Origin of the sequence: Sulfuricella sp. (assembly GCA_041651995.1) — a bacterium.
Lineage (GTDB): Bacteria > Pseudomonadota > Gammaproteobacteria > Burkholderiales > Sulfuricellaceae > Sulfurimicrobium.
Window position 1 is genome coordinate 148,623 of record JBAZID010000001.1, and the last position, 23,398, is coordinate 172,020.

The window sequence follows — 23,398 nt, forward strand, 5'->3', positions numbered from 1 at the left end:
TCCGCTCACTGTATGTTCCCCGCGAGTTCAAAAATCGGCATGTAAAGAAGGATCACGATCAGGCCGATGATCAGGCCGATGATGATCATCAGCAGCGGCTCGAACAGGCGCGTGAACCACTCCACCCAGCGTGCCATCTCGTTGTCGTAGAAGGCGGCGATGTTGTCCATCATTTCGCCCATCTTGCCGGTGCGTTCGCCGACCAGAAGCATCCTTTGCGCCACCGGTGTCGTCAGGTCATTGGCTTCCATGGCGTGGGAAACCGGACGGCCCTCGCTGATGCTGAGGGCAGCGCCACCCAGCGGAGCCTGAAGGATGGGCGGCAGCAGGCCGGCAGCCATTTCCATGGCGGCCACGACCGGGATGCCGGCGCGCAGAAGCATGCCGAGCGTCCGGTAGAAGCGTGCAAGCTGATAAATTTTCATGCGTTCTCCCAGTTGTGGAATCAGCCACAACATCGAAACGAACCATTTGCGCGTGGCCGGCTGGCGCAGCCAGTAAATTCCAGCAGTGACGGTTCCGGCGGCAGCAATGGCGAGAAGCGAACCGTTCGCCTCGAGCAGGCTGCCCCATTGAATCAGCAACCTCGACAGAAGAGGCAGTTCGGTACCGGTATCCTGGTAAATCTTGCTGAACTTGGGCACCACATAGATCAGCAGAAACAGCGTGACAAGCAGGCCGACCGAAATCAGCAGGACCGGGTAAATCGAAGCACTGACGAGTTTCTTTCGCACCTGGTCCAGCTGGGATTGGTACTCGATGTAGCGCGACAAGGCTTCCGGCAATCCACCCGAACGTTCGCTGGCCCTGACCGTTGCCACATAAAGTGCAGGAAATGCTGCCGGAAAACGCTCCAGAGCCGCAGACAGGTTTCGGCCCTCATAAAGCCCGGCAATGACCTGGTCAAGAACCTTGCGGGCATCGGGACGGGTTTCCTTTACCGCCAGGGTTTGCAACGCCTCCATGAGGCTGAGCCCGGCATTGAGCAGGGCCAGCAGTTCCTGGCTGAAGAGCAGCAGCGGGAATTTTGCCTGCCTGCTTCCCAGCGAGAGATGCAGGCCGCCCAGTGTGCGTACAGAGAGCACCTCGTAACCCTGCTCAATAGCCTGGGCGCGTGCATCCTGCGCATTTGCCGCATCCAGTGTCAGTCTGGAGACGGCATCGCCATCCTTTAATGCCTTAACTTCGTAGCGCATTATCGGTTACCAGTTGGTGATGTCTGCTGCTTCTCCCGTCCCTGCGGGCTGTCCATCATGGCCATACGACAGCAGGTCATAGTCGCCATGTTCACCGGGGAATTTGTAGGCGTAGGGATTACCCCAGGGGTCGGGCGGTACCGCGTTCTTTTGCAGGTAGGGGCCATCCCATTTGGTTTCGCCGGAAGGCTGGGTAACCAGGGCGACCAGACCTTGCGCAGTGGGTGGATAGTGGCCGGTGTCGAGCCGGTACTGATCCAGTGCCTTGCCGAGCGCATCGATTTGCGCCCTGGCTGTTTTTATCTCGGATTTTCCGATTTGGGCAAAGTACTTGGGCCCCACGTAACCGGCGAGCAGCCCGATAATGACCATGACCACGAGGAGCTCCAGCAAAGTGAATCCACGGCTATACGGACAGCAAACGGGCGCGCCAATTCTCATGGTCAATTTAATTTTTAAAGTATTAATGGGGAATTTCCAGCCGGTTCAATTGCGTGCAAGAAGTCGACACAATATAAAGGGGCTGTGTGACAGTTGTATTAACAAAGGGGCTCTGTGTAGCCGTTTTGCAACGGTCACATTCTGGAACAGGTGGTGCTGGAAGTGCGGACTGATGGCCCGGAAAAATCCGGTGCGCTGACTTTCGAGCGCATAGCGGTCGGCTGGCGCGACGTTGTGCGCCTCGGCTAAAGCAAAGTCGAGTCCACTTGTGTCATTGATTTGGCAGCAAGGCGCAGTTTTTGAGCCTGTACCGCAACAAAGTCACTGATGCGAAGAACCAGGTCTTGTTCCTCGTCAACATAATCTCCCTCAGCCACCTGCTCAGGCACCGCTTTAAGAGCTGAATCTGCCATGCGGGTCATTTCCCGTGCGAGGAAGGAACGCTGAAGTCCCACTCGTTTAGCAAAATCCGCCCATGCGAAGGGGGTTATATCCTCAAGTCTGAATTCGTCTCCGTAACCCATCGCAAGTTCGTGGTCCAGTTCCGGATATTGCACAACGCTGACCAAGTCATAAAATGGCGCGATTGCCAGCCCGCTTGAGCCGCAAAAGAAGGACACGTTCTTGCCGTGTGCATCCGCATTGCCAATCAGATACTGAAATATAGCCCAACGCACAAGTGCTTGGCGTGTCAGTGCTTTTTGTGTCGTGTAGTCGACAATCTTCGAAAACAGGGATTCAAAACTCACGCCATCCCGAACATGGCGGACATCCTTGCCTGATCCAAAGATTCGCTCATATTTATAGGAAACCGGCAGGTCGAGCGCCTGGCATGCGTCTACAAGATGAATCCGCTTCACAGCGTCATTGTTAACTTCGCGGTCGAAGCGCCGGACAACAAGCACCGCGTGCGGCACGCGGACTATGCTGACTTCAGCAGTCTTCAGCCCTAAGCGCGAGGCAAGCCGCATGCAAAAGTGCTCATTGGCAACGAGCCCATGGAGTCGGCTATCAAGGGGTTCCGGCTTCAATATGTGAGTTGATGCCAGCGCGCCTTCCACCAGATAAAATCGGTTTTCATGCACGTAAACAGCCAATTTGTCCTGGCAGCCGGCAAGCGACATGCGTACACGCCCATCCCACACGGCGAATGGCACCTGTGCACGCGCCTCGATACGCTGCCGCAATTCGTCCGGTTGAATTTCTCGCAGACGGGTCGAGCGCGATTCAGGGAGCACACCTTCCGGTAAAAATGATAGCGCCCCCGATGTCTCGGCCCCAAGCTGGCGCACAAGGCCAAAAATATTGTTCTTCGATATCTGGTGTGTCGTCGAAACAATTTCCAGCGCTTTGCCCTCGGGCAAGAGATTTTCAAGAAAACGGCGCACAGTGCCCGAGGATGGTTCCGGGCCTGTCAGCGGGATAGACGGCGACAGTGGATAAGCATCCTTGGCAGCACACCACTGCGGCTCATAGGCAAACGAAAAACTTTCTTCGCGTGAGTCGTAGCCAATAATGCCAACACTGCGGTTGGCATCAAACACATACAAGTTGTGGCGGTTTGAAGCGGTCATGCGCTAGCCGGTTCCGCCAGTGCAGCTAAAACACGTGGAACTTCAGGCTTGTTGATAACGAGCAAGGCGAGTCCCAGTGCGTCAAGAACCTTAAATATACGGCCAACCGATACGCCAGCGGCGCCGTTTTCCAGACGGGAAAGCAGGGCAACTGAAACGCCGCAAAGTGCCGCGGCATCGTCGATTCGCAAACCTGCGGCAAGGCGCTGCGCCCGTATAGCGCGCCCAAGCGCGGTAGTGCCGCCCATTTCCGGACCGTTGATAGTAACAGGTACCGCTAGCGAACGAGCCATAGTTTCCACATATGAGTAACAATTAAACATTTACCGGGGAATTTTATATATTTCTCTCTTATGGAAACATACGTGCAATCCCGGCAAATGTCAAAATTGTTTCTCTTATTGGGAAATAACCGGTTTGCCCATATAATTTGCAGGTAACTCAACCCTTGGCGCGGCGTTCCGCCAACTCCTTACCCGCCCACCCCAACTCAGAAATGAAAATGGGCACCCCGTTAGAGGTGCCCAGATTCGTCATGGGTTGGCGCGCCCGACAGGAGTCGAACCTGTGACCCTTGGCTTCGGAAACCAATACTCTATCCATCTGAGCTACGGGCGCGTGATTTGAGCGCTGGATTATACCCGACTTGACAAATCCGGTGCAAAAAGTAAAATGCCGCTCTCTTTAGGTGATATAGCTCAGTTGGTTAGAGCACAGCACTCATAATGCTGGGGTCGGTGGTTCAAGTCCACCTATCACCACCAATTTAAAAAGCCCAACCCTTATCGGTTGGGCTTTTTTCTGCCCGCCGCGCCAGCACTGGCGGGGCTTTCGGCGGGGTCTGGTGTTTCGCCATCAACCTGGCAGTGCGTTATTCCGCCCACCGGCCCTCCGACGCCCCTCTTTTCTCCATTTGACCTGTGGCTGGTCGATGCTCGCCCCCTCGATTTCACGCGGGTTTCGGGCCGGTGGTTGTGCAGCAACTGCACTGGCCAGAAACCTTGCAAACCCGTTCTACGCGTCCAGTCCATCGAACAATGCGTGCTGCTCATCCCAATCCGACGGCGGCAAATTGTTCTTCAACCAGAGCAAGCTCAAGGTCATCTGCTGATGGCCGTCGAGGATGCTGCGCACCAGCGTCGGCGAGAGCAGCGTAAGCCGCAGCAATTCATTCACGGTCGTCTGATGCAGTCCCTCGCGCCGGGCAATGTCCGATCCGCTACTGACGATGCCCTCGTCGATCAGTCGCTGCCAGTGAAACGCCTTGGACAGCGCCGTCAGGATCGGTGCGTCGTGCTCCGGCATTTTGTCTCCGGCCGCCGCCGGAATCACTACCTTGCGTCCACCGTGCCGCTTGATGCGCACCGGGATGAAGGTCGTCAATTTCGCGCCCTGCCGATTGACGGCCGCACCCGTCTGGATGATCCGTGTCATGCCACCACCTCCACTCCATTCTCCTGCTGCTGTTCAAGTTCCAGTAATTCACCGCCAATCGTGCCCGGACGCATCTCGCCGGCCAGGGTGTGCCAGCCGGTGTCCCGCCAGGTGCCCTTGCGCGCAGGCGGCTTGATCTTCCATTCCCACGTCACATGAAAGACGTTTTCCGCCGGATGTGTGTGGCGCGCCACTAAAGGGGTTTTATTTGTCGCGAAAAGGTATTGCGTGCCAAATAAAATGGCGCGATACTCTGTCGCGCGACAAATAAAGGGGTGGCCATGCCAAAAGTGATTCGATCAGAGGAGTTTGACCAGATAGCCGAGGCTGTCGGTCGATTTCCTGATGGAGCCGATCTTGATGAGATATTGGTAGTCATTGGCGACGGATTGTCACGACGAACGCTTCAGCGCCGCCTTGCTGATTTGATCGCCGAGGGACGTGTCATCGGCGGCAGAAAGCAGAAGTCATTCAAGTATCGGCTTGCGCCCATCACGGGCACATTGAAGGCCACAGAAGAAAGTGATCGCATGGAGGCACGAGGCGAGGTCTATGTCTCGACCTCTCCCGAGGGAGAGGAAATCAAGGCCTACGTGCGCCAGCCGATCCAAGGGCGCCATCCTGTTAGCTACAACATCGCATTCCTAGAAGCCTACCGGCCAAACGCCACTTGGTACTTGCCCGAAAAATTGCGCGAGCAGCTGCATACCCTGGGGCGATCTCTGGCAGATCATGCACCGGCCGGCACTTTCGCCCGCGACATTCTCAACCGCCTGCTGATCGATCTGTCGTGGGCCTCGTCGCGCCTGGAGGGCAATACCTACAACCGGCTCGACACGGAACGATTGATTCAATTCGGAGAAGTCGCCGAAGGCAAGGATGCAATCGAAACCCAGATGATTCTGAACCACAAGATGGCTATCGAGTATCTGGTTCATGACGCTGATCGTGTGGCCGTGAATGCCGAAACCATCATTGCCGTTCACGCGTTCCTGTCCGATGGCCTACTTGCCGACCCGATGGCGTGCGGCAAGCTACGTAACCGTGCAGTTGAAATTGGTGGCAGCGTCTACCTACCAATAGCGCTACCGCAGCGCATCGAAGAATTGTTTGGGATTGTGCTCGGCATGGCTGCCGAAATTGAAGACCTCTTCGAGCAGGCGTTCTTCCTGATGGTCCATCTGCCCTATCTCCAGCCCTTCGAGGATGTAAACAAGCGCGTATCTCGCTTGGCAGCCAACATTCCGCTTATCAAGGGCAACCTGAGTCCACTATCGTTTATTGATGTGCCGGAGCGGGCCTATGTCGACGCCTTGCTGGGCGTATATGAACTGAACCGCATCGAGTTGCTACGTGACGTGTTCGTTTGGGCCTACGAACGCTCTTGCCAGCAGTATGTGGCGGTCAAAACTCAACTTGTGCCGCCCGATACCTTCAGGCTGCGTTACCGGGCCGCGCTGGCTGAAGCGGTGTGTACCATCGTCCGGGGTGGCCTGCCAGCAACGATAGAAGCGGTCCGTCAGTCGATGCCCGCATCGGTCGTGCCCGACGATCAGGCAGGCTTTGCCAAACTCGTCCTGGATGAGTTCAAGACCATGCACGCCGGAAACGCCGTCCGTTTCGGACTCAGGCCACTGGAGCTCGAAGAGTGGATTGCCAAAGGGACAGGTGACTGAGGTCAGACATTCTGACTATGGGAGCGAATGACGATGAGAAGCAGGCCTACAGAGGCGTCGCGAGAAATCTTGGTGCATTGGCTAAATCGCTTCGACATTCTTGCGCACGAGCATCACCGAGCGATGGGCAAGAGTGCTGCTGATATCCATGATGCGATTGGGAAGGCAATCTCAGCGCTATGGTCAACGCCACTGGACTCACTCCCCGAACGCGTGCCGGAAACCGCCGATGGCACCCGCGATTTTCACGTGGGCGATGGCTGGCTTCCAATAGTCGAAGAAGAGCTTTTTCGCTTCAACCAGTACGGGGCAGGCTACATCGCCTCATGCGCTGAAGCACTGATGAAGTGTCACGGCATCAAGCGTGCACTTGATCAGTTCGGAAATACGATGTTCTTTCGGGGAGAGCATCGATTTGGATGGGCATTACTTCCACGAGTTGCACGGAACCATAATCCAACAATCGAGGACTGCTCAAGGGTTACGCTATAGGAGCTCACTGCGATTCGACGCTTCCAGCAAGACGTGCTTGGCGATACAGGCAAGAGGAAAGCAATCTTCGGCGACGGTCCCACCTTGGATACGGAGGATGCGGGCTGGTGGCACCTGATGCAACACTACGACGATGTTGATGCCACGCGGATGATTGATGTCACAACGTCAATATTCTGCGCCCTGTATTTTGCATGTGCTGATTGGGATGGCTCAGTTGACGAATCAGTCGACGGGAAGCTCTATATGTTCCCCTATCAACCCGGTCGCGGAGATACGCCGAACCCCGAACGATTTCGAGGAACAGGCCCTATCATCAGCGGCGAGGACGAGACGCAACTGACGCTGGAGGAATATTTCACAGTTGAAGACAGCCTCGAGTACCCCCGCTTCCGTACAGCGATCTACCGCAATGATCGGGTGCTTGCACAGGACGGCTATTTCGTCTGGCAGCCTATGTTTACTTCGCCGCTGCATACCTACCAGATATTTCCATTCCGAATATACAGGGGTGCAAAACGAGAGATCGTTGCCGAGTTGGCGTCGATCGGTTACACCCGAGAGCGTATTCTCGGGGAAGAGGACTGGTTGCTACGTGACCGGGCCGGGTAGCCGCAGTTACCCGCAGACGTGCTCATTGACCCCAATAGCGCGTAGTTCGGTAGTAAACTACGCACCACCAGAATCAAAAGGCCCGCACACTGCTGCGGGCCTTTTGCTTTCCGGGGATATGAGCGATCGCTTGCCTGTCCGGGCGGGGGTTTTCAGGCCTATTTGGGATTGAAGGTAAAAGTCAGCCACACCATGGGAGAGGTGCGGTTGACCGGATCGCTGCCATGCAGGTACTGCTCCGAGCGGTCGGCGATTTCCTGGTGCCGCCCTCCGAGGTTGGTGCCAGCCAGTGCAATTTCCAGCGGGGTGCCGCCAAATTTTGAAATATGCGCAAGGCGCGCATCCAGCGTGGTGTAAGGGCGGGACACGTACTGGCTGTTCGCCACAAAGCCGGTGCCGCCGGCCATCGGGCCCATGCGCAGCAGGGTGAGGGTGCTCGACCACCTGCGGCCCCAGTCCTGCAGCCAGCTCAGACTGGCGCTGTAGGGGGCGGTCAATTTGGTGAAGGAAGCATCGTTACTGGAGCGATCGATCAGGGTATGACTGAACAGCAGCTTGGTGCCCGGCAGGGGCCGGCTGTCGAGTTGATATTCCAGCCCGCGCAGGGTGACCGGCGTAGCCAGGTTTTCATAGCGGGCGGAAGGCAGGGTCGAGGACAGCGATGGCACGCTGTAGCCGGGCTGCGCTACACGGGTAATGTAATTCTCGATCCGTTCATTGAAAAGGCGCGCATCAAGGCGCGTGTTCCAGGTCTGGAACTGGCTCAGATAGCCTATCTCCAGACTATCGATATGGGATGGTTGCAGATCGGGATTAGGCAGGTAGGGATGGACCAGCAGGACACCCTGATGCATTGCACGGACATCGCCATAACGTTCGAACAGGGTGGGTGGACGCCAGGCATGGGCGTAGCCGAAGCGTAAGGTATCCCGGGGCGTGACTTTCCAATTGGTAAACAGGCGTGGCGAGATATTCGGCGCGTCGCTGTCGATTTTTTCCGCCAGGGCACTGGCATTGAGGCTCCAATCCGGGCTGAAGCGCCACTCGGCCTGGCCGAACAGGCGCGCAAGACTGGAGCTCTGATTGGCATTTCCATAATAGAGAAAGGAGGATTCCACCTGATCATGGCGCGCTTCCACGCCCCATAAGGTCCGCAGGGTGTCGGACAAGGTCAGGCGATGCTGTAGCTCCAGGTTGTCGCGCACGCTGCTGCGGTTGCGATCAAGGGGCACGACACTGACGCCATAAGCCGGTGCCGAGGCGGCCCATTCCTCGCGAGTCCGGTCCTGGTTGCGGTAGTAGTGCAGCAGCCACTCCTCGCCGGGTGTTGGCGCGTGCTGCCATTGCAGGTGCAAGGTGGCGTTAAGGGTGTCCGAGCTGCGTTCGCCATTATTATTGAAAGTCGAATCGGGGTAGCCCAGTTCGCGGCTGCCGCTGCTGGCCGCCAGGCGAAACATGATTTCATCGTGATTGCTGATGCGCCTGTCGGCACGCAGGGAGGCCAGGGTAACGCGTTTCCCGTCATGCAGTCCTTCAAAGCCTTCATCCTGCTTGTGCGTGGCATTCAGGCGCAAGCTGCCTGATTCCGAGCTATCGCCCAGCTCCAGGCCCGCGTCCCTGATGGCTGACGATCCCGCGCCAGCGGTCGCTTTCGTGCCCGGCGCATCCGCACTGTGGCGCGTGATGATATTGATCACGCCGAGAAAAGCGTTGGCACCATAGGCTACCGAATTGGTGCCGCGCACCACCTCGATGCGGTCGATTTCGTCGATAGTCACCGGCAGACTGGTCCAGTCCACGCCATCGAAATTACCGGGAGAATAGACAGAGCGGCCATCCACCAGCACCTGAATCCATGCCGGGAAATCATTGCCCATGCCATGGTAGGTCACCCAGTGCGAGCCTCCCCGTTCCTGGCCAACCTGCATGCCCGGCACCAGCCTTAACAGTCTCGGGATGTCCCGGTAACCCGTTGCCTGGATCAGTTGCCGGTCAATCACCGTCACTGCGGCCGGCGCTTGGTCGATAGGCTGGGGCAGGCGCGAGGGCGTCAGAACAATAGGCAGTGCCGTGAGAAACTCCTGCTCGCTGGTTGCCCCGGCAGCCTGGGCCAGGCCGGCAGAAAGCACAACCAACAGGAGTTGCAACAAGTCCCGGAGAAAACACAGGAATCCGGGCACAGGCAAACTGACTGGAGAATGCGACAGATGGGGGGTTTTACCCCGGGTTGTATCGAAATTTTGATTGAAGCTGGAAAATGCCTGCACGCAATGGAATCCAAAAAAACTGACGGGCATCATTATCCAGGTGAATGATGCCAGAGCATTCTACAGCGCCGGCCAGAAAGCGCAAATCGTCTTTGACGGGGGGATCAGGCGGCAGGAAAATCGAGCAGAAAGGCGCTCCCCCCAAGGGTGCTTTTGGAGATGGAGATACGGCCATGGTGCAGCTCGACAAAGGCCTTGACCAGGCTCAAGCCCAACCCCGACCCCGCCATGGTGCGGCTCGGATCGAGGCGGGTGAAACGTTCGAACACCTTGTCGCACATTTCGGGAGGAATGCCCGGTCCGCTGTCCTCCACCGCCACTTTGACATGATCACCCTGGCGCTGTGCACTCAACCTGACCTCCCCTCCCGACGGAACATATTTGAGCGAGTTGTCGAGCAGATTCGAAATCGTCTGGGCAAGAAGCTGGCGGTTACCGTAGATCTGCAAACCTTCAACCACCTCGCCATGCAGTACCAGGCCGTGCTCCTCGGCGGAGGGCTCGTAGAGCTCGACCAGCTCATTCAGCAATCCGGAGAAGTCGACCACCGCACGTTTTACCGGCATTCCGCCCGATTCCGCCCGGCTGATGGCAAGCAGGGAGTTGAAAACGCCCTGCATCTTGTCCAGCTCGCCATGGACTCGTTGCAACGCCGCGTGGTGCATCCCGGCATCTTCCTGCTGCAATGCCACCTGGACATCGGCACTCAAGCGCGTCAAAGGCGTTCGCAGATCGTGCGCAATATTATCGCTTACCTGGCGTATGCCCTGTACCAGCCGTTCAATCCGCTCCAGCATTGCGTTCATGTTGCCGGCCAGCACCGCAAGCTCATCGTTACCGCTGACCGGCATGCGACCGGAAAGATCACCGGACTGCATGATCAGATTGGTATTCCGGTTGAACGCATCAATCCGGGCACGAAACCGTCGCGCCAGCCACAATCCGACGCCCAGACCGAACAGGGACACCATGCCGGCAGTCAGAAGGAAAGTCCGGTGGAATTTTCTGACCAGCGCGAACACCGGGTCCATGCTGACCGCGGTAAAGGCAGTCATTCCATCGCCCAGGGAAAAAGAGATCACTCTCGCCGGGTGCTTCTTCCCGTCGCTGGCATCGACATCCATCTGCCGCACGCCGGGAAACGCCTTGTCCAGAGGCAGGGACAGGCCGCCAGCCTGATAGGTAATCTGCTTGTGCTGATCCAGGATGCGGAAGCCATGAGATTGGCTGCCCTCGCTCTCGATTTCGCTCTTGATCGCGCGGTACAGGCCTGCCGTGCCACTGTCACGGTATTGCAGCTGCAACAGGTTGCGTTCTTCAGAAAGGGTGTGATCCACTCCCTTGGTCAGGGTAGAGGTGAGTTGATAATCGAGGAAGAAAAAGATCAGCCCGGCGCTTAGTGCATAAACCACCAGCAATAGAAAAATGAGGCGTACCGGCGCCGAGTCGGAAAATTTCATTCCGCGCGAAGCAGATAGCCCTCGCCGCGCACCGTGTGCAGGAGGGGGGAAGGGAAATACTTGTCGATCTGGTGTCGCAGGCGGCTGATGTGGACATCCACCACATTGGTCTGGGGGTCAAAATAATAATCCCACACATTCTCCAGCAGCATGGTGCGGGTCACCACTTGGCCCGCATGGCGCATAAGATATTCGAGCAGGCGCAATTCGCGTGGTTTGAGAAAAATATCCTGCCCGCCACGGGTGACCTTACGGGTCAGCAGATCCAGTTTCAGATCCCCCACATCCAGCACCGTTTCCTGTGCCGGACCGCTCCGCGCGCGGCGTAGCAACGCTTCGATGCGTGCCTGCAACTCGTTGAAATCATAGGGCTTTACCAGATAATCATCGCCACCGGAGCGCAAGCCCTCGATCCGTTCATCCACTTCACCCAGCGCGCTCAGCACCAGCGCCGGCGTATTGTCACCCTCGCCACGCAGGATCCGCAGCATGGACAGTCCATCCATTCTGGGCATCATGACATCCACGATCCACAGGTCAAAGCCGCCGCCACGGACCATTTCCAGGCCATGCTCTCCATCACGGGCAATTTCCGAGCGATAGCCCAGCCCCGCCAAGCCTTGCTGCAAAAGCAGCGCGGCGGCGGAATCGTCTTCAACGATAAGGATAGTCATGCAGAATCCGGGTCCATAGAGGGAAGGACAAAATGCTAAACCAATTATTACAAAAACAACATGAACAAATCTTCACTTCCGCTTTCCAATCAATGTGCTACATTATCAATGCAAACTCGCGATAAAGTGATGGAGGAAATCATGGCAAGCAAGTCAGCCCTCCCGGTTTACGAAGTCGAATTCATCCCGTTGGAACGCCGTCTTGACGATCGCCGCAGGCATTCCGGCAGCGACTATTCCGGACCCGAACGGCGGCGCGAAACAAGCCGCCGGAGCAATGAGCAAAGAGCCGCAAAACCCCGCCTGTACTCCATGAACTAGCGGGCACCGCCGCTCCCTAGCGGACGGTAGCCCTGATTTCGCCAGCCGCCATTCGCCCGATTTCGCGGGCGTAGCCGAAGCCCTGCTGTTGAAACAAATCCAGCACATCGGCAACTGACTCGGGCGCGCAAGCCACCAGCAAACCACCGCTGGTCTGCGGATCGCATAACAGATTCTTTTTCCATTCCGCCATGCCCTCAGGCAGCGTCACTTCCTCTCCATAACTATCCCAGTTGCGCGCCGCCGCGCCGGTGGCATAGCCCTGTTTTGCCAGTTCCAGCGCCACTGGCAGGATCGGCAGGCGGTCAAATTCAATCTCGGCCCCCAGCCGGGAGCCACGGCAGATTTCCAGCAAATGTCCGAGCAGGGCAAAGCCGGTGACATCGGTGAGCGCATGCACGCCCTGCATGTGAGCCAGCGTCGAGCCCGCCACGTTCAGCTGGGTCGTGCTCTCCAGCATCTGGCGGTAGCCCTCCTCCGACAGTTCGCCTTTCTTCAGCGCCGCGCTCATGATGCCGATGCCCAGGCCCTTGCCGAGGATCAGCACATCGCCCGCCTGCGCGCCCGCATTGCGCTTCAGCTTGCCGGGATGCACCACGCCGAGGGCCACCAGGCCGTAAATCGGCTCGGGCGAATCAATCGAATGGCCGCCGGCGACAGGAATCCCGGCCGCCGCGCACACCGCCTCGCCGCCAGCCAGAATGTCATGAATCACATGAGCCGGCAGCTTGCCCACCGGCATGCCGACTATAGCCAGTGCCATGATCGGCTGCGCGCCCATGGCGTAAATATCAGACAGCGCATTGGCCGCCGCGATACGGCCAAAATCGACTGCATCATCGACAATGGGCATGAAAAAATCGGTAGTGGCAACAATTGCCTGATGATCGTTGAGACGATAGACCGCTGCATCGTCTCCGGTTTCCGTGCCCACCATGAGATCGGGATGAACCAGACGGCTGGGCATGTTGGCGAGAATTTCGCTTAGCAGGGCGGGCGCAATTTTGCAGCCGCAGCCGCCGCCATGGGAGAACTGTGTTAATTTAATTGCTGTCATTTTTTCAGAGTCAAGAAATTGCTTAAAGAGGTAAACCTAGCACAGCTGGGCCAGTTTGACGAGATTATCGACGTCCGCTCGCCCTCCGAATTTGCCGAGGACCACATTCCCGGCGCACTGAATTTTCCCGTGCTCGACGACGAGGAAAGGGCCCGTATCGGCACGATGTACAAACAGGTTTCCTCCTTCGACGCCAAGAAAGCCGGCGCAGCCCTGGTGTCGCGCAATATCGGGATGCATCTGGAGCGGGCTTTCGCCAGCAAGCCGAAAAACTGGCGCCCGCTGGTCTATTGCTGGCGCGGGGGCAAGCGCAGCGGCGCGATGGCCCATGTGCTGGGGCAGGTGGGCTGGCACAGCGGCCAGCTGGACGGCGGCTACAAGGCTTACCGGCGCCAGGTGCTGGAAGACCTGCAAACCCTGCCGGCACGCTTCCAGTGGCGCGTGGTATGCGGCGCCACCGGCTCGGGCAAGAGCCGCCTGCTCCAGGCGCTGCACGGCGCAGGCGCCCAGGTGCTGGATCTGGAAGACCTGGCCAACCATCGCGGCTCGCTGCTCGGCAACCTGCCCGGCACGCCGCAGCCGGGGCAAAAATATTTCGAAAGCCTGATCTGGTCGAAACTGCACGGCTTCGACCCTGCCCTGCCGGTCCATGTCGAGGCCGAAAGCAAGAAAATCGGCAATGTCCGCGTGCCGGAATCCCTGATCGCCGCCATGTGGCAGAGCCAGTGCATCCGTGTCGAAGCAAACATCGCGCAACGCGTCGAACTGCTGAAAGAGGAATACACGCACTTTCTCGCCGACCCGGACGAACTGGGGCAAAAACTTGCGTTCCTGTCCGACATTCATGGCAAGGAACGCATCGCCCGCTGGCAGCACATGGCACAGCAGGGCGAATGGGACACGCTGGTAGCGGAACTGCTGGAGCAGCATTACGACCCGGCTTATACCCGCTCCACGCTCAAGCACTACCCGCTTTACAGCGCGGGGCTCATCCTCCAGCCCCAGAGCCTGAGCATGGAAGCGATGCAGGTTGCGGCAAAGGATATCCTCAAGGGTTAGCCGCAGCGCCAGCGGGTAATATTGCATCTCGACCGGCACGCCGCGTTCATAACATGGCCACGGTGAAATTGATCTGTCTCAATTGACCAGCGAAATAAAAGTGCTAGTCTGTACGAACATGGTGGGCAAGTGTTACCGCGCTCACGCATGGAATTTCAATCTCAACTCCAGGCGATCGCCAACCCGGTCAACTGGAATCACCATCAGGAGTGTTGAATATCATGAGCACCACCTGGATTCTTGTCGCAAATGCCAGCATCGCACGTCTGTATGCCAATCACGGCCCGAAAAAAGGGCTGCAACTGATCAAGGAACTCGCTCACCCGGAAAGCCGCGAAAAAGCCGCCAACCTGGTCTCCGACCGCCCCGGCCATAATCCCGGCGCAGGCGATGGCCATGGCTCGTTTGTCCCTGCCACTTCCCCGAAACACAACGAGGCGGAACGCTTCGCCCAGCAACTGGCGCACGAAATGGACAGCGGACGCACCTCCAACAGTTACAAGCGCGCCATTCTGGTGGCAGCACCAGCCTTTCTGGGCCTGCTCAAGGGCTGCATCAACAGCCACGTGAGCAAGCTGGTGAGCGAAGACGTGGAAAAGGATTACACCAAGGCCACCGAGAAAGAACTGGCTGGCCACCTAGAGAGCATCATTTTTCTCTGATACCTTTGAAAGTCCCCAGCGGCCTATGACTTCATAGGCCGCGCCCGCATCGGTCGTTACCGATTCCACCAGCACGAATTCATCAGCCGCCCACTCCAGAGCTTTCAGGGACGGCATCTCCACCTCATTGCAGCGGGCATTCCTGAGCAGCGTGACATGCGGCGCAAAAACGGGGCGATCGTCGAAAGCAAAGCCTGCGTTGCGCAAGCCGTCCTGCAGTTGAATAACCAGGTCCTGCAGCGCCTGCGGCGTTTCCTGCGGTGCCGCCCAGGCCACCCGGTTATGGCGCCACCAGCCGAGACGATCCAGCGTCATGGAAAAAGAGGGGCCAGACACCAGCCCGGCCACGGCACGCAGTTCGTCCAGTTGCGTTAGCGCCACGTTGCCCAGGAACACCAGGGTGAGATGCACGTTCGGCGCCCCCATGCGGCGCCCGCCACAAGCGGCGTGCAGCTGCTTGCCTGCCTGGTCCAGCGCGCGCCGCACCCCGGCATCCGGCCACAGGGCGAAAAACAGCCGGGCTGTCTGTCCACCCTCTCCCGGCACCTTCTTCAGCCTTTCATCAGCAGGCAGACCGCCTGCGCGGCAATGCCCTCGCCCCGACCGGTATAGCCCAGTTTTTCAGTGGTGGTCGCCTTGACGTTGACGACATCGGTGGACACCCCCAGGTCGGCGGCAATATTGGCCTCCATCTGCGGGATATGCGGCGCCATTCTGGGCGCCTGGGCGATGATCGTGGCATCCATATTCACCACATGGAAGCCCTGGAGCGCCACCAAGCGCATCACTTCGCGCAGCAGGTGGCGGCTGTCGATGCCCTTGAAGCGGGGATCCGTATCCGGGAAATGCCGCCCGATATCGCCCTGCCCCACCGCCCCCAGCAGCGCATCAGAGATGGCATGCAGCAGCACGTCGGCATCCGAGTGACCCGCCAGACCCAGCTGATAAGGGATTTCCACCCCGCCCATGACCAGCCTGCGCCCCTCCACCAGGGCATGCACATCGAAACCTTGACCGATTCTCATCTTGCCTCCTTTTGTAACAGCAATTCCGCCATTTCCAGATCCTGCGCGTAAGTCACCTTGAAATTCCGGCTATCGCCCAGGACCAGCCTGGGTTTCCGCCCCATCAGCTCCATCGCCTGCGCCTCGTCGGTGGGCACATGCCCCCCCGGCTGCGACAGGGCTTCAAGCAGGGCGCCATGACGAAACATCTGCGGGGTCTGCGCCTGCCACAGGCCGGCGCGCGGCTCGGTGTGGGCGACGTGCTGCGCGGCATCGGCGCGCTTCAGGGTGTCCGCCAGCGGCACGGCCAGAAGCCCGCCCACTTCGTCTGTCCCGCCTTCGGCGATCAGGCGCGCCAGGGCTTCCTCGCTCAGGCCGGGCCGGGCGGCATCGTGCACCAGTACCCAGTCGTCGGCGTCCACGTCATCCTGAATCGCCCGGAGGCCGTTGCGCACGCTCTCGAAACGTTCCGCCCCGCCGCAGAAAAGCGGCACCAGGGTGGGCGCAAAGGCTTCCCAGTCATAGCTGCCCCAGCGCTCGTCGTCACGCGCCAGCACCACGTACACCCGCTCGATTTCCCTGCAGCCGCACAGGCGGGCGATGGCGTAGTAAATCAGGGGGCGCCCCGCCACTTCCAGGTATTGTTTCGGTCTTGGCGCCCCCATGCGTGAACCGGAGCCGGCGGCGGGAATCAAAGCATAAAAGTTGGTCATCTATTGATCCGTAGAGTGTCAGGGGTATGATGGATTAAGGTCTTGGTCGTCCCCATTTTACTGTCACTCAAGGCAAGGAGGGGAAAGCATGAAAGAAGTCCGCCCCGCCGCCGTTGCCGGCGCTTTCTATCCCGGCGAGCCCGGCATTCTGAAACACGACATCCAGGCCATGCTGGCCGCAGTCGCCGCGCCTGCTGAAGACGCCACGCCGCCCAAGGCCCTGATTGTACCCCACGCCGGCTATATTTATTCCGGCCCCATCGCCGCCAGCGCCTATGCCCGGCTCATCCCGCTACGCCGCCAGATCAGGCGCGTGGTGCTGCTTGGCCCGGTGCACCGCGTGCCGGTGCGCGGACTGGCGTTGCCCGGCGTGGGCAGCTTTGAAACCCCGCTGGGCAGCATCGCGCTGGACCGGCAGGCCATGAAGCAGGCCGCCAGCCTGCCGCAGGTGGTCGAGAGCTTTCCCGTCCATGCCTGGGAGCACTCGCTGGAAGTGCAGCTGCCCTTCCTGCAGATGGTGCTGGACGATTTCAGCCTGGTGCCGCTGGCCGTGGGCGACGCCACGCCAGAGGAAGTGGCGGAAGTGCTGGAACAGCTGTGGGGCGGCCCGGAAACCCTGATCGTGATCAGCTCCGACCTGTCCCACTACCTGCCCTATGATACGGCCAGGCGCGTGGACCATGAGACAGCCCAGGCCATCCTGGCCCTGGACGCGCCGCTCAGCCACGAGCAGGCATGCGGCGGCACGCCGGTTAACGGCCTGCTGCTGGCCGCAAGGCGCCACCACCTCAAGCCGCACCTCTTGGATCTGCGCAATTCCGGCGACACTGCGGGCGACCGCAACCGCGTGGTGGGTTATGGCGCATTTGCCTTTGAAGAGTCCGGCCATGTCCACTAACCTCTCTCCTGACTCTCTCCCGCTGGGAGAGAGGGACGAAGGCTCGCTGCGCGAGTTTCAAATAAAACAAGGGCAAATCCTGCTCGCCATCGCCCGCGCGGCGATTTCCGGCGCGCTCGGCAAGCCCATGCAGGCGGACGAATCCGCCCCCTGGCTGCAGGAGCCGGGCGCCACCTTCGTCACCCTCACCCAGCAGGGCGAATTGCGCGGCTGCATCGGCAGCCTGGAGGCGCATCGCCCCTTGCTGGCGGATATCAAGGCCAATGCCTTGGCCGCGGCCCTGCGCGATCCGCGCTTTGCGCCGCTGGGCGCGGACGAGCTGGACATCACCCGGGTCGAAGTGTCGCTGCTCTCGCCGCTTGCTCCCATCGACTTCAGCAGCGAGCAGGACGCACTGGCGCAATTGCGGCCACTGGTGGATGGCATCGTGTTCGAATATGGGCCTTACCGCTCCACTTTTTTGCCCCAGGTGTGGGAGCAGCTGCCAGAGCCCGCCGAGTTCATGGCCCACCTCAAGCACAAGGCGGGGCTGTCGCCCGGCTTCTGGGACAAGGGCGTGAAGCTGTTCCGCTATACCGTGAACAAATGGAAGGAATCCTCATGAACGCCGAATCCAGTCACGCCGAATCCAGCCACCCTGGCCGTTGGTGGCACACGCTCGATGAAAAAACCATCCAGTGCGACCTTTGCCCGCGCGACTGCAAGCTGCACGAGGGCCAACGCGGCCTGTGCTTCGTGCGCCAGAATATCGGCGGCAAGATGGTCCTCACCACCTACGGGCGCTCCTCCGGCTTCTGCATCGACCCGATCGAGAAAAAACCGCTCAACCACTTCTACCCCGGCAGCAGCGTGTTCTCCTTCGGCACTGCGGGCTGCAATCTCGCATGCAAGTTCTGCCAGAACTGGGACATCAGCAAGGCGCGCGACATGGACCGCCTGATGGACCGGGCCTCGCCAGAAGAAATCGCGCGCACCGCCGAGCATCACGGCTGCAAGAGTGTGGCCTTCACCTACAACGACCCGGTGATTTTCGCCGAATACGCCATGGACGCGGCGGATGCCTGCCATGCGCGCGGCATCCAGACCGTCGCCGTCACGGCCGGCTACATTAACGCCGAAGCACGGCGCGACTTCTACGCCAAGATGGACGCCGCCAACGTGGATCTGAAAGGCTTCACCGACAACTTCTACCACAGCCTGTGCGCCGGCCATCTGCAGCCGGTGCTGGACACGCTCGCCTACATCCACCACGAGACAAAGTGCTGGCTGGAAATCACCACCCTGGTCATCCCCGGCCAGAACGATTCCGAGCAGGAAATCACCGCGCTGTCGCAGTGGATCGCCAGGGAACTGGGGCCGGACGTGCCGCTGCACTTCTCGGCCTTCCACCCCGATTACAAGATGATGGACATTCCGGCCACGCCGGGCGCCACCCTCAGCCGGGCGCGCAAGATCGCCATGGAGGCCGGGCTGCACTATGTCTACACCGGCAACGTGCACGACCCGGCGGGCGACAGCACCTACTGCCCGAAGTGCCAGGCAACGCTGATCGAGCGCGACTGGTACCAGATCAATGCCTACCATCTGAGCGATGACGGCCACTGCCCGCACTGCGGCACGGCCATCGCCGGGCGTTTCGAGCACTTTGACCTGGCCGGCCAGTTCGGGCGCAGACAGATTCCGGTGGCGGTTCACCGGCACGCATAGAAATTGGGTAAACTGCGGCCTCATGGCCCAGCCCCCCTACAAAATCCTGATCGTCGCCCCTTCCTGGGTGGGCGACATGGTCATGGCGCAGCCGCTGTTCATACGCCTGCACCAGCTTCACCCCGGCCTGCAGCTGGACGTGCTGGCGCCGGCCTGGACCCTGCCCCTGCTGGCGCGCATGGCGGAAGTGCATGAAGCCATCGCCAACCCCTTCGGGCATGGCGAATTCAATCTGGCAGCCCGCTATCAATTAGGCAAAACGCTGCATCAGCGGCATTACGATCAGGCCATCGTGCTGCCCAACTCGTGGAAATCCGCCCTGGTGCCGTTTTTCGCCGGAATTCCCAGGCGCACCGGCTATCGCGGCGAAATGCGCTGGGGCCTGCTCAACGATGCGCGCAAGCTGGACAAGGCCAGCCTGCCCTTGATGGTGGAGCGCTTCGTGGCGCTGGCAGAGCGCCCCGGCAAGCCCCTGCCCAATCCGCTTCCCCAGCCCGGCCTGGCCACAGACGAGCAGCAGCGCCTCGCCACCCTGGCCCGGCTCGGCCTCCAGCCCCAGCCGCGCGTTGCCGCGCTGTGCGTGGGCGCCGAATATGGCCCGGCCAAGCGCTGGCCGGCAGCGCATTTCGCCGCGCTGGGGAAATTGCTGCACGCGGAGGGCTGGCAGGTATGGCTGGTGGGCTCCTCCAAGGATGCCGAGGCCGGCGCCGAGGCGGCACGTTTGAGCACGGGCGCGTGCCTCGACCTGTGCGGCAGGACCAGCCTCAACGAAGCGGTGGACCTGCTCGCCTCGGCCAGCGTGATTGTCAGCAACGACTCCGGCCTGATGCATGTTGCCGCCGCGCTGGACAAGCCGCTGGTCGCCCTCTATGGCTCCAGCAGTCCCGGCTTTACCCCACCGCTGTCACACAAGGCATGTATCCTCAGCCTGAACCTGCCATGCAGCCCGTGTTTCAAGCGCACCTGCCCGCTCGGCCATCTGGACTGCCTGATGAAACTGACACCACAACGCGTGCTGGAGCAGATCAGCACCGCCATCCACGAGGAAAACCATGGCGCCGGTTAAAGAGCTCAACCCTGATCACATCGAAATCGCCACCTGGCTGATCACGGCCGTGTTGCTTGTTTTTATTGTTTACGCGCACCTTTTGCCAGCGCTGCTGGCGGGGCTGCTGATGTACGAACTGGTCCACCTGCTTGCAGCGCGCATCAACCTGCGCCGCTTTGGCGGACGGCCTGCCAAGATCGTCGCGGTGGCCTTGCTGGCGGCCTTGATGGCAACCCTGATCACGCTCGCCACAATCGGGTTGATGGCATTTTTCCACAGCGATACCGGCAAAATTCCCGCGCTGCTGCAAAAGATGGCGGTAATCATCGAAGGTTCCCGCACCATGCTGCCTGACTGGATGGTGGAAAAATTGCCCACCAGCGCCGAGGGCATCCAGGCCGCCGTGGTGGAACTGCTGCGCACCCACGCCGGCGAGGTTCAAACCGTGGGTAAGGAAATGGGGCGCACCCTGGTTCATGTATTAATCGGCCTGATCATCGGCGCCATGATCTCGTTGCGTGAAGTGACGGCACAACACCGCTACCGCCCTCTCTCAGGCGCCCTGGCCGAGCGCGTCAGACTACTCGGCGATGCATTCCGCCGCATCGTGTTCGCCCAGGTCAGAATCGCTGCGCTGAACGCTGCTTTCACCGCAATTTACCTGGCCATAGTGCTGCCCATGTTTGGCGTCAATCTACCCCTGACCAAGACCCTGATCATCATCACCTTCCTGGCCGGCTTGCTGCCGGTAATCGGCAACCTGATTTCAAACTCCGTCATCGTCGTCGTCAGCCTGGGGCAATCGCTACAAATCGCCATCGCCTCCCTGCTGTTTTTGATCGTGATCCATAAGCTGGAATATTTCCTTAACGCCCGTATCATCGGCACCCAGATCCGCTCCCATGCCTGGGAACTGTTGCTCGCCATGCTGGTCATGGAAGCGGCATTCGGCATCATGGGCGTAGTGTCGGCGCCAATTTATTACGCTTACCTGAAAAGCGAACTGGTGCGAAAGAACCTGATCTGACCAGTTTCTTTCACCACAAATACCTTGCCAAACGACAACCCCTCATGGATAATTACACGATTTTTCGCGGCCACCAAAAGGCCCTGACCCAAAAGCAACAGGCAAGGATTTGAATCATGAAACCGGATACTCACCCAAACTACAATGAAATCAACGTGACCTGCAGCTGCGGTTTTACTTTTAAAACCCGCTCTACCATGAGTAAAGACCTGAACGTTGAAGTGTGCTCACAATGCCACCCCTTCTACACCGGCAAGCAGAAGACCATTGACACCGCCGGTCGTGTCGAGAAGTTCCGCCAGAAGTATGGCATGAAATAAATTCGCATCCGACTCAGCAGAAAGGCAGCCCAGGCTGCCTTTCTTTTTTGTTGCGTAGCGCTTGCAAATGCCATTTTTTGACCCTCCCCGACAACCACCACCCATCCATCTAGGATGGGTGATAGCGCTTTGCGCACTCTGGACACTGCTTGGGCTGATGGGCCACGACCCATGGAAGTCCGACGAAGCCTACAACTTCGGGCTTGTCTATTCGATTCTGCAAGGCAGTGACTGGGTCATTCCCATGCTGGCCGGCGAACCTTTCGTGGAAAAACCGCCGCTCTACTACCTCACCGCCGCCGCACTTGCCCAAATGTTTTCCGGCTGGCTGCCGCTGCACGATGGCGCCCGCCTCGCCAGCGGACTTTACATGGGCCTGACACTCATCTTTACCGGCCTGACCGGACGCGAGCTATGGGGCAAAGGCTATGGCCGCATTACCGCCCTGATCATGATCGCCTGCTTCGGCCTGGTAGTGCGTACTCACCAGCTCATCACTGACACGGCCTTGCTGGCGGGCGTTGCAATCGCTCTTTACGGTCTGGCACTGGCGCCGCGCCGCCCGGCCATCGCGGGCGTCATCATCGGCAGCGGCATGGGCATCGGGTTCATGTCCAAGGGCCTGTTCGAACCCGGAGTCATCGCGCTGACCGCCCTGCTCCTGCCACTACTGTCCAGCGCCTGGCGCAGCCGCCGCTATGCCATGTGCCTGGCCATCGCGCTTATCGCCGCCCTGCCCTGGCTCACCGTATGGCCGTTTCTGCTCTACCAGCGCGCACCTGAATTATTCATGGAATGGCTGTGGGCCAACAACCTGGGCCGCCTGACCGGCGCCACCCCCCTCCTCACCGGCCACCAGCCTGGCTACTACCTCACCATCCTGCCCTGGTTCGCCTGGCCCGCCCTGCCCCTGGCACTCTGGACTTTGTGGCGCCACAACTGGAAAGAGGGACTTGTTCCCGCCATTGCCCTGCCGCTCACTGCCTTTCTGGTAACGCTGCTTATTCTGAGCACCGCCGTCATGGCACGCGATGTGTATGCCCTGCCGCTGCTGCCACCACTGGCGATTCTAGCCTCTGCGGCCGTCAACTCCTTGCGCCGGGGTGCGGCCAATTCACTGGACTGGTTCAGCGTGATGACTTTCAGCCTGTTTACCGGTTTATTGTGGCTCGGATGGGTGGCCACTCTGACCGGATATCCGGCTGAAGTCGCCCACTGGTTTGACAAGCGCCAGCCCGGCTATATCGTGCATTTCAGTGGTCTGGCGCTATTTTTTGCCATAGCGCTCAGCATCACATGGCTTGCAGTCGTAGCTCGCATGAAACGTGGCGCACTGCGCGGGATTGTCAATTCCGCCCTGGGCATCACCCTGGTATGGGGGCTGCTCGCCACGATCTGGCTGCCATGGCTCGATGCAGACAAAAGTTATCGCGCCATTTTTTCATCCTTACAGAATAGCCTGCCACCAAATTTCAACTGCATCAGCAGCAAACAGCTCGGGGAACCACAGCGTGCCCTGCTGCATTATTTTGCCGGCACCATCACCCTGCGCGAAGAAATTGATGACAACCATTGCGAGCTGAAATTGATTCAAGGTAGCGCAAATTTACAGGAGCAACCTGGCCCGGGGTGGAAATTGATCTGGCAGGGACGCCGTCATGGAAATAATCCGGAACTGTATTCCTTGTTTCATAAGCGCTAAATACCCGTAAACTTGAATTATTTTGCCATTTATGTCCTAATGGCAGCATCTAAA

26 protein-coding genes and 2 tRNA genes are annotated in these 23,398 nt (G+C 59.3%); 14 read left to right on the forward strand and 14 right to left on the reverse strand.

Annotated features, from left to right (window positions below; translation table 11 throughout):
• Positions 1–5: 5 nt before the first annotated feature.
• From WC392_00625 to WC392_00645, 5 genes are all read right to left on the reverse strand, one after another.
• On the reverse strand, positions 6–1,196 hold the full coding sequence (locus tag WC392_00625; protein MFA5240859.1) for a type II secretion system F family protein: 1,191 nt from the start codon (positions 1,194–1,196) through the stop codon (positions 6–8).
• A 6-nt stretch (positions 1,197–1,202) separates the two neighbouring features.
• Positions 1,203–1,637 carry a type II secretion system major pseudopilin GspG gene (gspG, locus tag WC392_00630; GenBank protein ID MFA5240860.1) on the reverse strand — a complete coding sequence of 145 codons (435 nt, stop codon included), beginning with the start codon at positions 1,635–1,637 and terminating at the stop codon, positions 1,203–1,205.
• 245 nt (positions 1,638–1,882) lie between these two features.
• The gene (locus tag WC392_00635; GenBank protein MFA5240861.1) at positions 1,883–3,211 is read right to left on the reverse strand and encodes a HipA domain-containing protein; all 1,329 of its coding nucleotides are present in this window, start codon (positions 3,209–3,211) and stop codon (positions 1,883–1,885) included.
• Positions 3,208–3,504, reverse strand: coding sequence for a helix-turn-helix transcriptional regulator (locus WC392_00640; GenBank protein ID MFA5240862.1), 297 nt, complete (start codon positions 3,502–3,504; stop codon positions 3,208–3,210). The genes WC392_00635 and WC392_00640 overlap by 4 nt, the downstream gene beginning before the upstream one ends.
• A gap of 248 nt (positions 3,505–3,752) precedes the next feature.
• Positions 3,753–3,829 (reverse strand) — tRNA-Arg (locus tag WC392_00645).
• A 69-nt stretch (positions 3,830–3,898) separates the two neighbouring features.
• On the opposite strand from WC392_00645, the gene WC392_00650 reads away from it, so the two are divergent.
• Positions 3,899–3,975 (forward strand) — tRNA-Met (locus tag WC392_00650).
• A gap of 250 nt (positions 3,976–4,225) precedes the next feature.
• On the opposite strand, the gene WC392_00655 is transcribed toward WC392_00650, so the two are convergent.
• Positions 4,226–4,645: a site-specific recombinase resolvase gene (locus tag WC392_00655; protein ID MFA5240863.1), complete on the reverse strand. Its 420-nt coding sequence runs from the start codon at positions 4,643–4,645 to the stop codon at positions 4,226–4,228.
• Positions 4,642–4,800, reverse strand: a complete 159-nt coding sequence (locus WC392_00660; protein ID MFA5240864.1) for a hypothetical protein — start codon at positions 4,798–4,800, stop codon at positions 4,642–4,644. Before WC392_00660 ends, WC392_00655 begins: the two co-directional genes overlap by 4 nt.
• 126 nt (positions 4,801–4,926) lie before the next feature.
• On the opposite strand from WC392_00660, the gene WC392_00665 reads away from it, so the two are divergent.
• From WC392_00665 to WC392_00675, 3 genes are read left to right on the forward strand one after another with little or no spacing between them, the layout of a single operon-like run.
• Positions 4,927–6,321 (forward strand): Fic family protein, encoded by a 1,395-nt coding sequence (locus WC392_00665; protein ID MFA5240865.1) that lies wholly within the window; start codon positions 4,927–4,929, stop codon positions 6,319–6,321.
• Positions 6,322–6,348: 27 nt separating this feature from the next.
• Entirely contained in the window at positions 6,349–6,813 is a 465-nt protein-coding gene (locus WC392_00670; protein ID MFA5240866.1) for a hypothetical protein, read from the forward strand.
• Between the two features lie 33 nt (positions 6,814–6,846).
• Complete coding sequence (locus WC392_00675; GenBank protein ID MFA5240867.1) at positions 6,847–7,425, forward strand: FRG domain-containing protein; 579 nt, start codon at positions 6,847–6,849, stop codon at positions 7,423–7,425.
• A 158-nt stretch (positions 7,426–7,583) separates the two neighbouring features.
• Here the strand turns inward: WC392_00675 and WC392_00680 are convergent, their stop codons facing one another.
• The 3 genes from WC392_00680 to WC392_00690 all read right to left on the reverse strand — a co-directional run bounded on the left by WC392_00680 (position 7,584) and on the right by WC392_00690 (position 11,826).
• Positions 7,584–9,572: a TonB-dependent receptor gene (locus tag WC392_00680; protein ID MFA5240868.1), complete on the reverse strand. Its 1,989-nt coding sequence runs from the start codon at positions 9,570–9,572 to the stop codon at positions 7,584–7,586.
• 224 nt (positions 9,573–9,796) lie between these two features.
• Positions 9,797–11,152, reverse strand: a complete 1,356-nt coding sequence (locus WC392_00685; protein ID MFA5240869.1) for an ATP-binding protein — start codon at positions 11,150–11,152, stop codon at positions 9,797–9,799.
• Positions 11,149–11,826, reverse strand: coding sequence for a response regulator transcription factor (locus WC392_00690; protein ID MFA5240870.1), 678 nt, complete (start codon positions 11,824–11,826; stop codon positions 11,149–11,151). Before WC392_00690 ends, WC392_00685 begins: the two co-directional genes overlap by 4 nt.
• 141 nt (positions 11,827–11,967) lie before the next feature.
• Here WC392_00690 and WC392_00695 point away from each other — a divergent pair, with 141 nt between their 5' ends.
• Positions 11,968–12,147, forward strand: coding sequence for a hypothetical protein (locus WC392_00695; GenBank protein MFA5240871.1), 180 nt, complete (start codon positions 11,968–11,970; stop codon positions 12,145–12,147).
• 16 nt (positions 12,148–12,163) lie between these two features.
• Here WC392_00695 and selD read toward each other — a convergent pair whose 3' ends face one another.
• Entirely contained in the window at positions 12,164–13,204 is a 1,041-nt protein-coding gene (gene selD, locus WC392_00700; GenBank protein ID MFA5240872.1) for a selenide, water dikinase SelD, read from the reverse strand.
• Positions 13,205–13,222: 18 nt separating this feature from the next.
• Between selD and mnmH the strand changes: the two genes are divergently transcribed.
• Positions 13,223–14,263, forward strand: a complete 1,041-nt coding sequence (gene mnmH, locus WC392_00705) for a tRNA 2-selenouridine(34) synthase MnmH (GenBank protein MFA5240873.1) — start codon at positions 13,223–13,225, stop codon at positions 14,261–14,263.
• A 221-nt stretch (positions 14,264–14,484) separates the two neighbouring features.
• The gene (locus WC392_00710) at positions 14,485–14,925 is read left to right on the forward strand and encodes a host attachment protein (GenBank protein ID MFA5240874.1); all 441 of its coding nucleotides are present in this window, start codon (positions 14,485–14,487) and stop codon (positions 14,923–14,925) included.
• Here the strand turns inward: WC392_00710 and thpR are convergent.
• From thpR to ispD, 3 genes are read right to left on the reverse strand one after another with little or no spacing between them, the layout of a single operon-like run.
• On the reverse strand, positions 14,902–15,471 hold the full coding sequence (gene thpR / locus WC392_00715) for an RNA 2',3'-cyclic phosphodiesterase (protein MFA5240875.1): 570 nt from the start codon (positions 15,469–15,471) through the stop codon (positions 14,902–14,904). The genes WC392_00710 and thpR overlap by 24 nt on opposite strands.
• Positions 15,472–15,476: 5 nt before the next feature.
• Positions 15,477–15,950 carry a 2-C-methyl-D-erythritol 2,4-cyclodiphosphate synthase gene (gene ispF, locus WC392_00720; GenBank protein ID MFA5240876.1) on the reverse strand — a complete coding sequence of 158 codons (474 nt, stop codon included), beginning with the start codon at positions 15,948–15,950 and terminating at the stop codon, positions 15,477–15,479.
• Complete coding sequence (gene ispD / locus WC392_00725) at positions 15,947–16,642, reverse strand: 2-C-methyl-D-erythritol 4-phosphate cytidylyltransferase (protein ID MFA5240877.1); 696 nt, start codon at positions 16,640–16,642, stop codon at positions 15,947–15,949. Before ispD ends, ispF begins: the two co-directional genes overlap by 4 nt.
• Positions 16,643–16,730: 88 nt before the next feature.
• Here ispD and amrB point away from each other — a divergent pair, with 88 nt between their 5' ends.
• The 7 genes from amrB (at position 16,731) to WC392_00760 (ending at position 23,344) form a co-directional block, all read left to right on the forward strand.
• On the forward strand, positions 16,731–17,540 hold the full coding sequence (gene amrB, locus WC392_00730; GenBank protein MFA5240878.1) for an AmmeMemoRadiSam system protein B: 810 nt from the start codon (positions 16,731–16,733) through the stop codon (positions 17,538–17,540).
• Positions 17,530–18,144: an AmmeMemoRadiSam system protein A gene (gene amrA / locus WC392_00735; GenBank protein MFA5240879.1), complete on the forward strand. Its 615-nt coding sequence runs from the start codon at positions 17,530–17,532 to the stop codon at positions 18,142–18,144. The genes amrB and amrA overlap by 11 nt, the downstream gene beginning before the upstream one ends.
• Positions 18,141–19,247: an AmmeMemoRadiSam system radical SAM enzyme gene (gene amrS, locus WC392_00740; protein MFA5240880.1), complete on the forward strand. Its 1,107-nt coding sequence runs from the start codon at positions 18,141–18,143 to the stop codon at positions 19,245–19,247. The genes amrA and amrS overlap by 4 nt, the downstream gene beginning before the upstream one ends.
• Before the next feature lie 22 nt (positions 19,248–19,269).
• Positions 19,270–20,313: a lipopolysaccharide heptosyltransferase II gene (gene waaF / locus WC392_00745; protein MFA5240881.1), complete on the forward strand. Its 1,044-nt coding sequence runs from the start codon at positions 19,270–19,272 to the stop codon at positions 20,311–20,313.
• A complete protein-coding gene (locus WC392_00750) occupies positions 20,300–21,322 on the forward strand; it encodes an AI-2E family transporter (GenBank protein ID MFA5240882.1) in 1,023 nt (340 codons plus the stop codon). Before waaF ends, WC392_00750 begins: the two co-directional genes overlap by 14 nt.
• Before the next feature lie 116 nt (positions 21,323–21,438).
• The gene (gene rpmE, locus WC392_00755) at positions 21,439–21,642 is read left to right on the forward strand and encodes a 50S ribosomal protein L31 (protein MFA5240883.1); all 204 of its coding nucleotides are present in this window, start codon (positions 21,439–21,441) and stop codon (positions 21,640–21,642) included.
• 118 nt (positions 21,643–21,760) lie between these two features.
• Complete coding sequence (locus WC392_00760; protein MFA5240884.1) at positions 21,761–23,344, forward strand: glycosyltransferase family 39 protein; 1,584 nt, start codon at positions 21,761–21,763, stop codon at positions 23,342–23,344.
• Positions 23,345–23,398 lie beyond the last annotated feature (54 nt).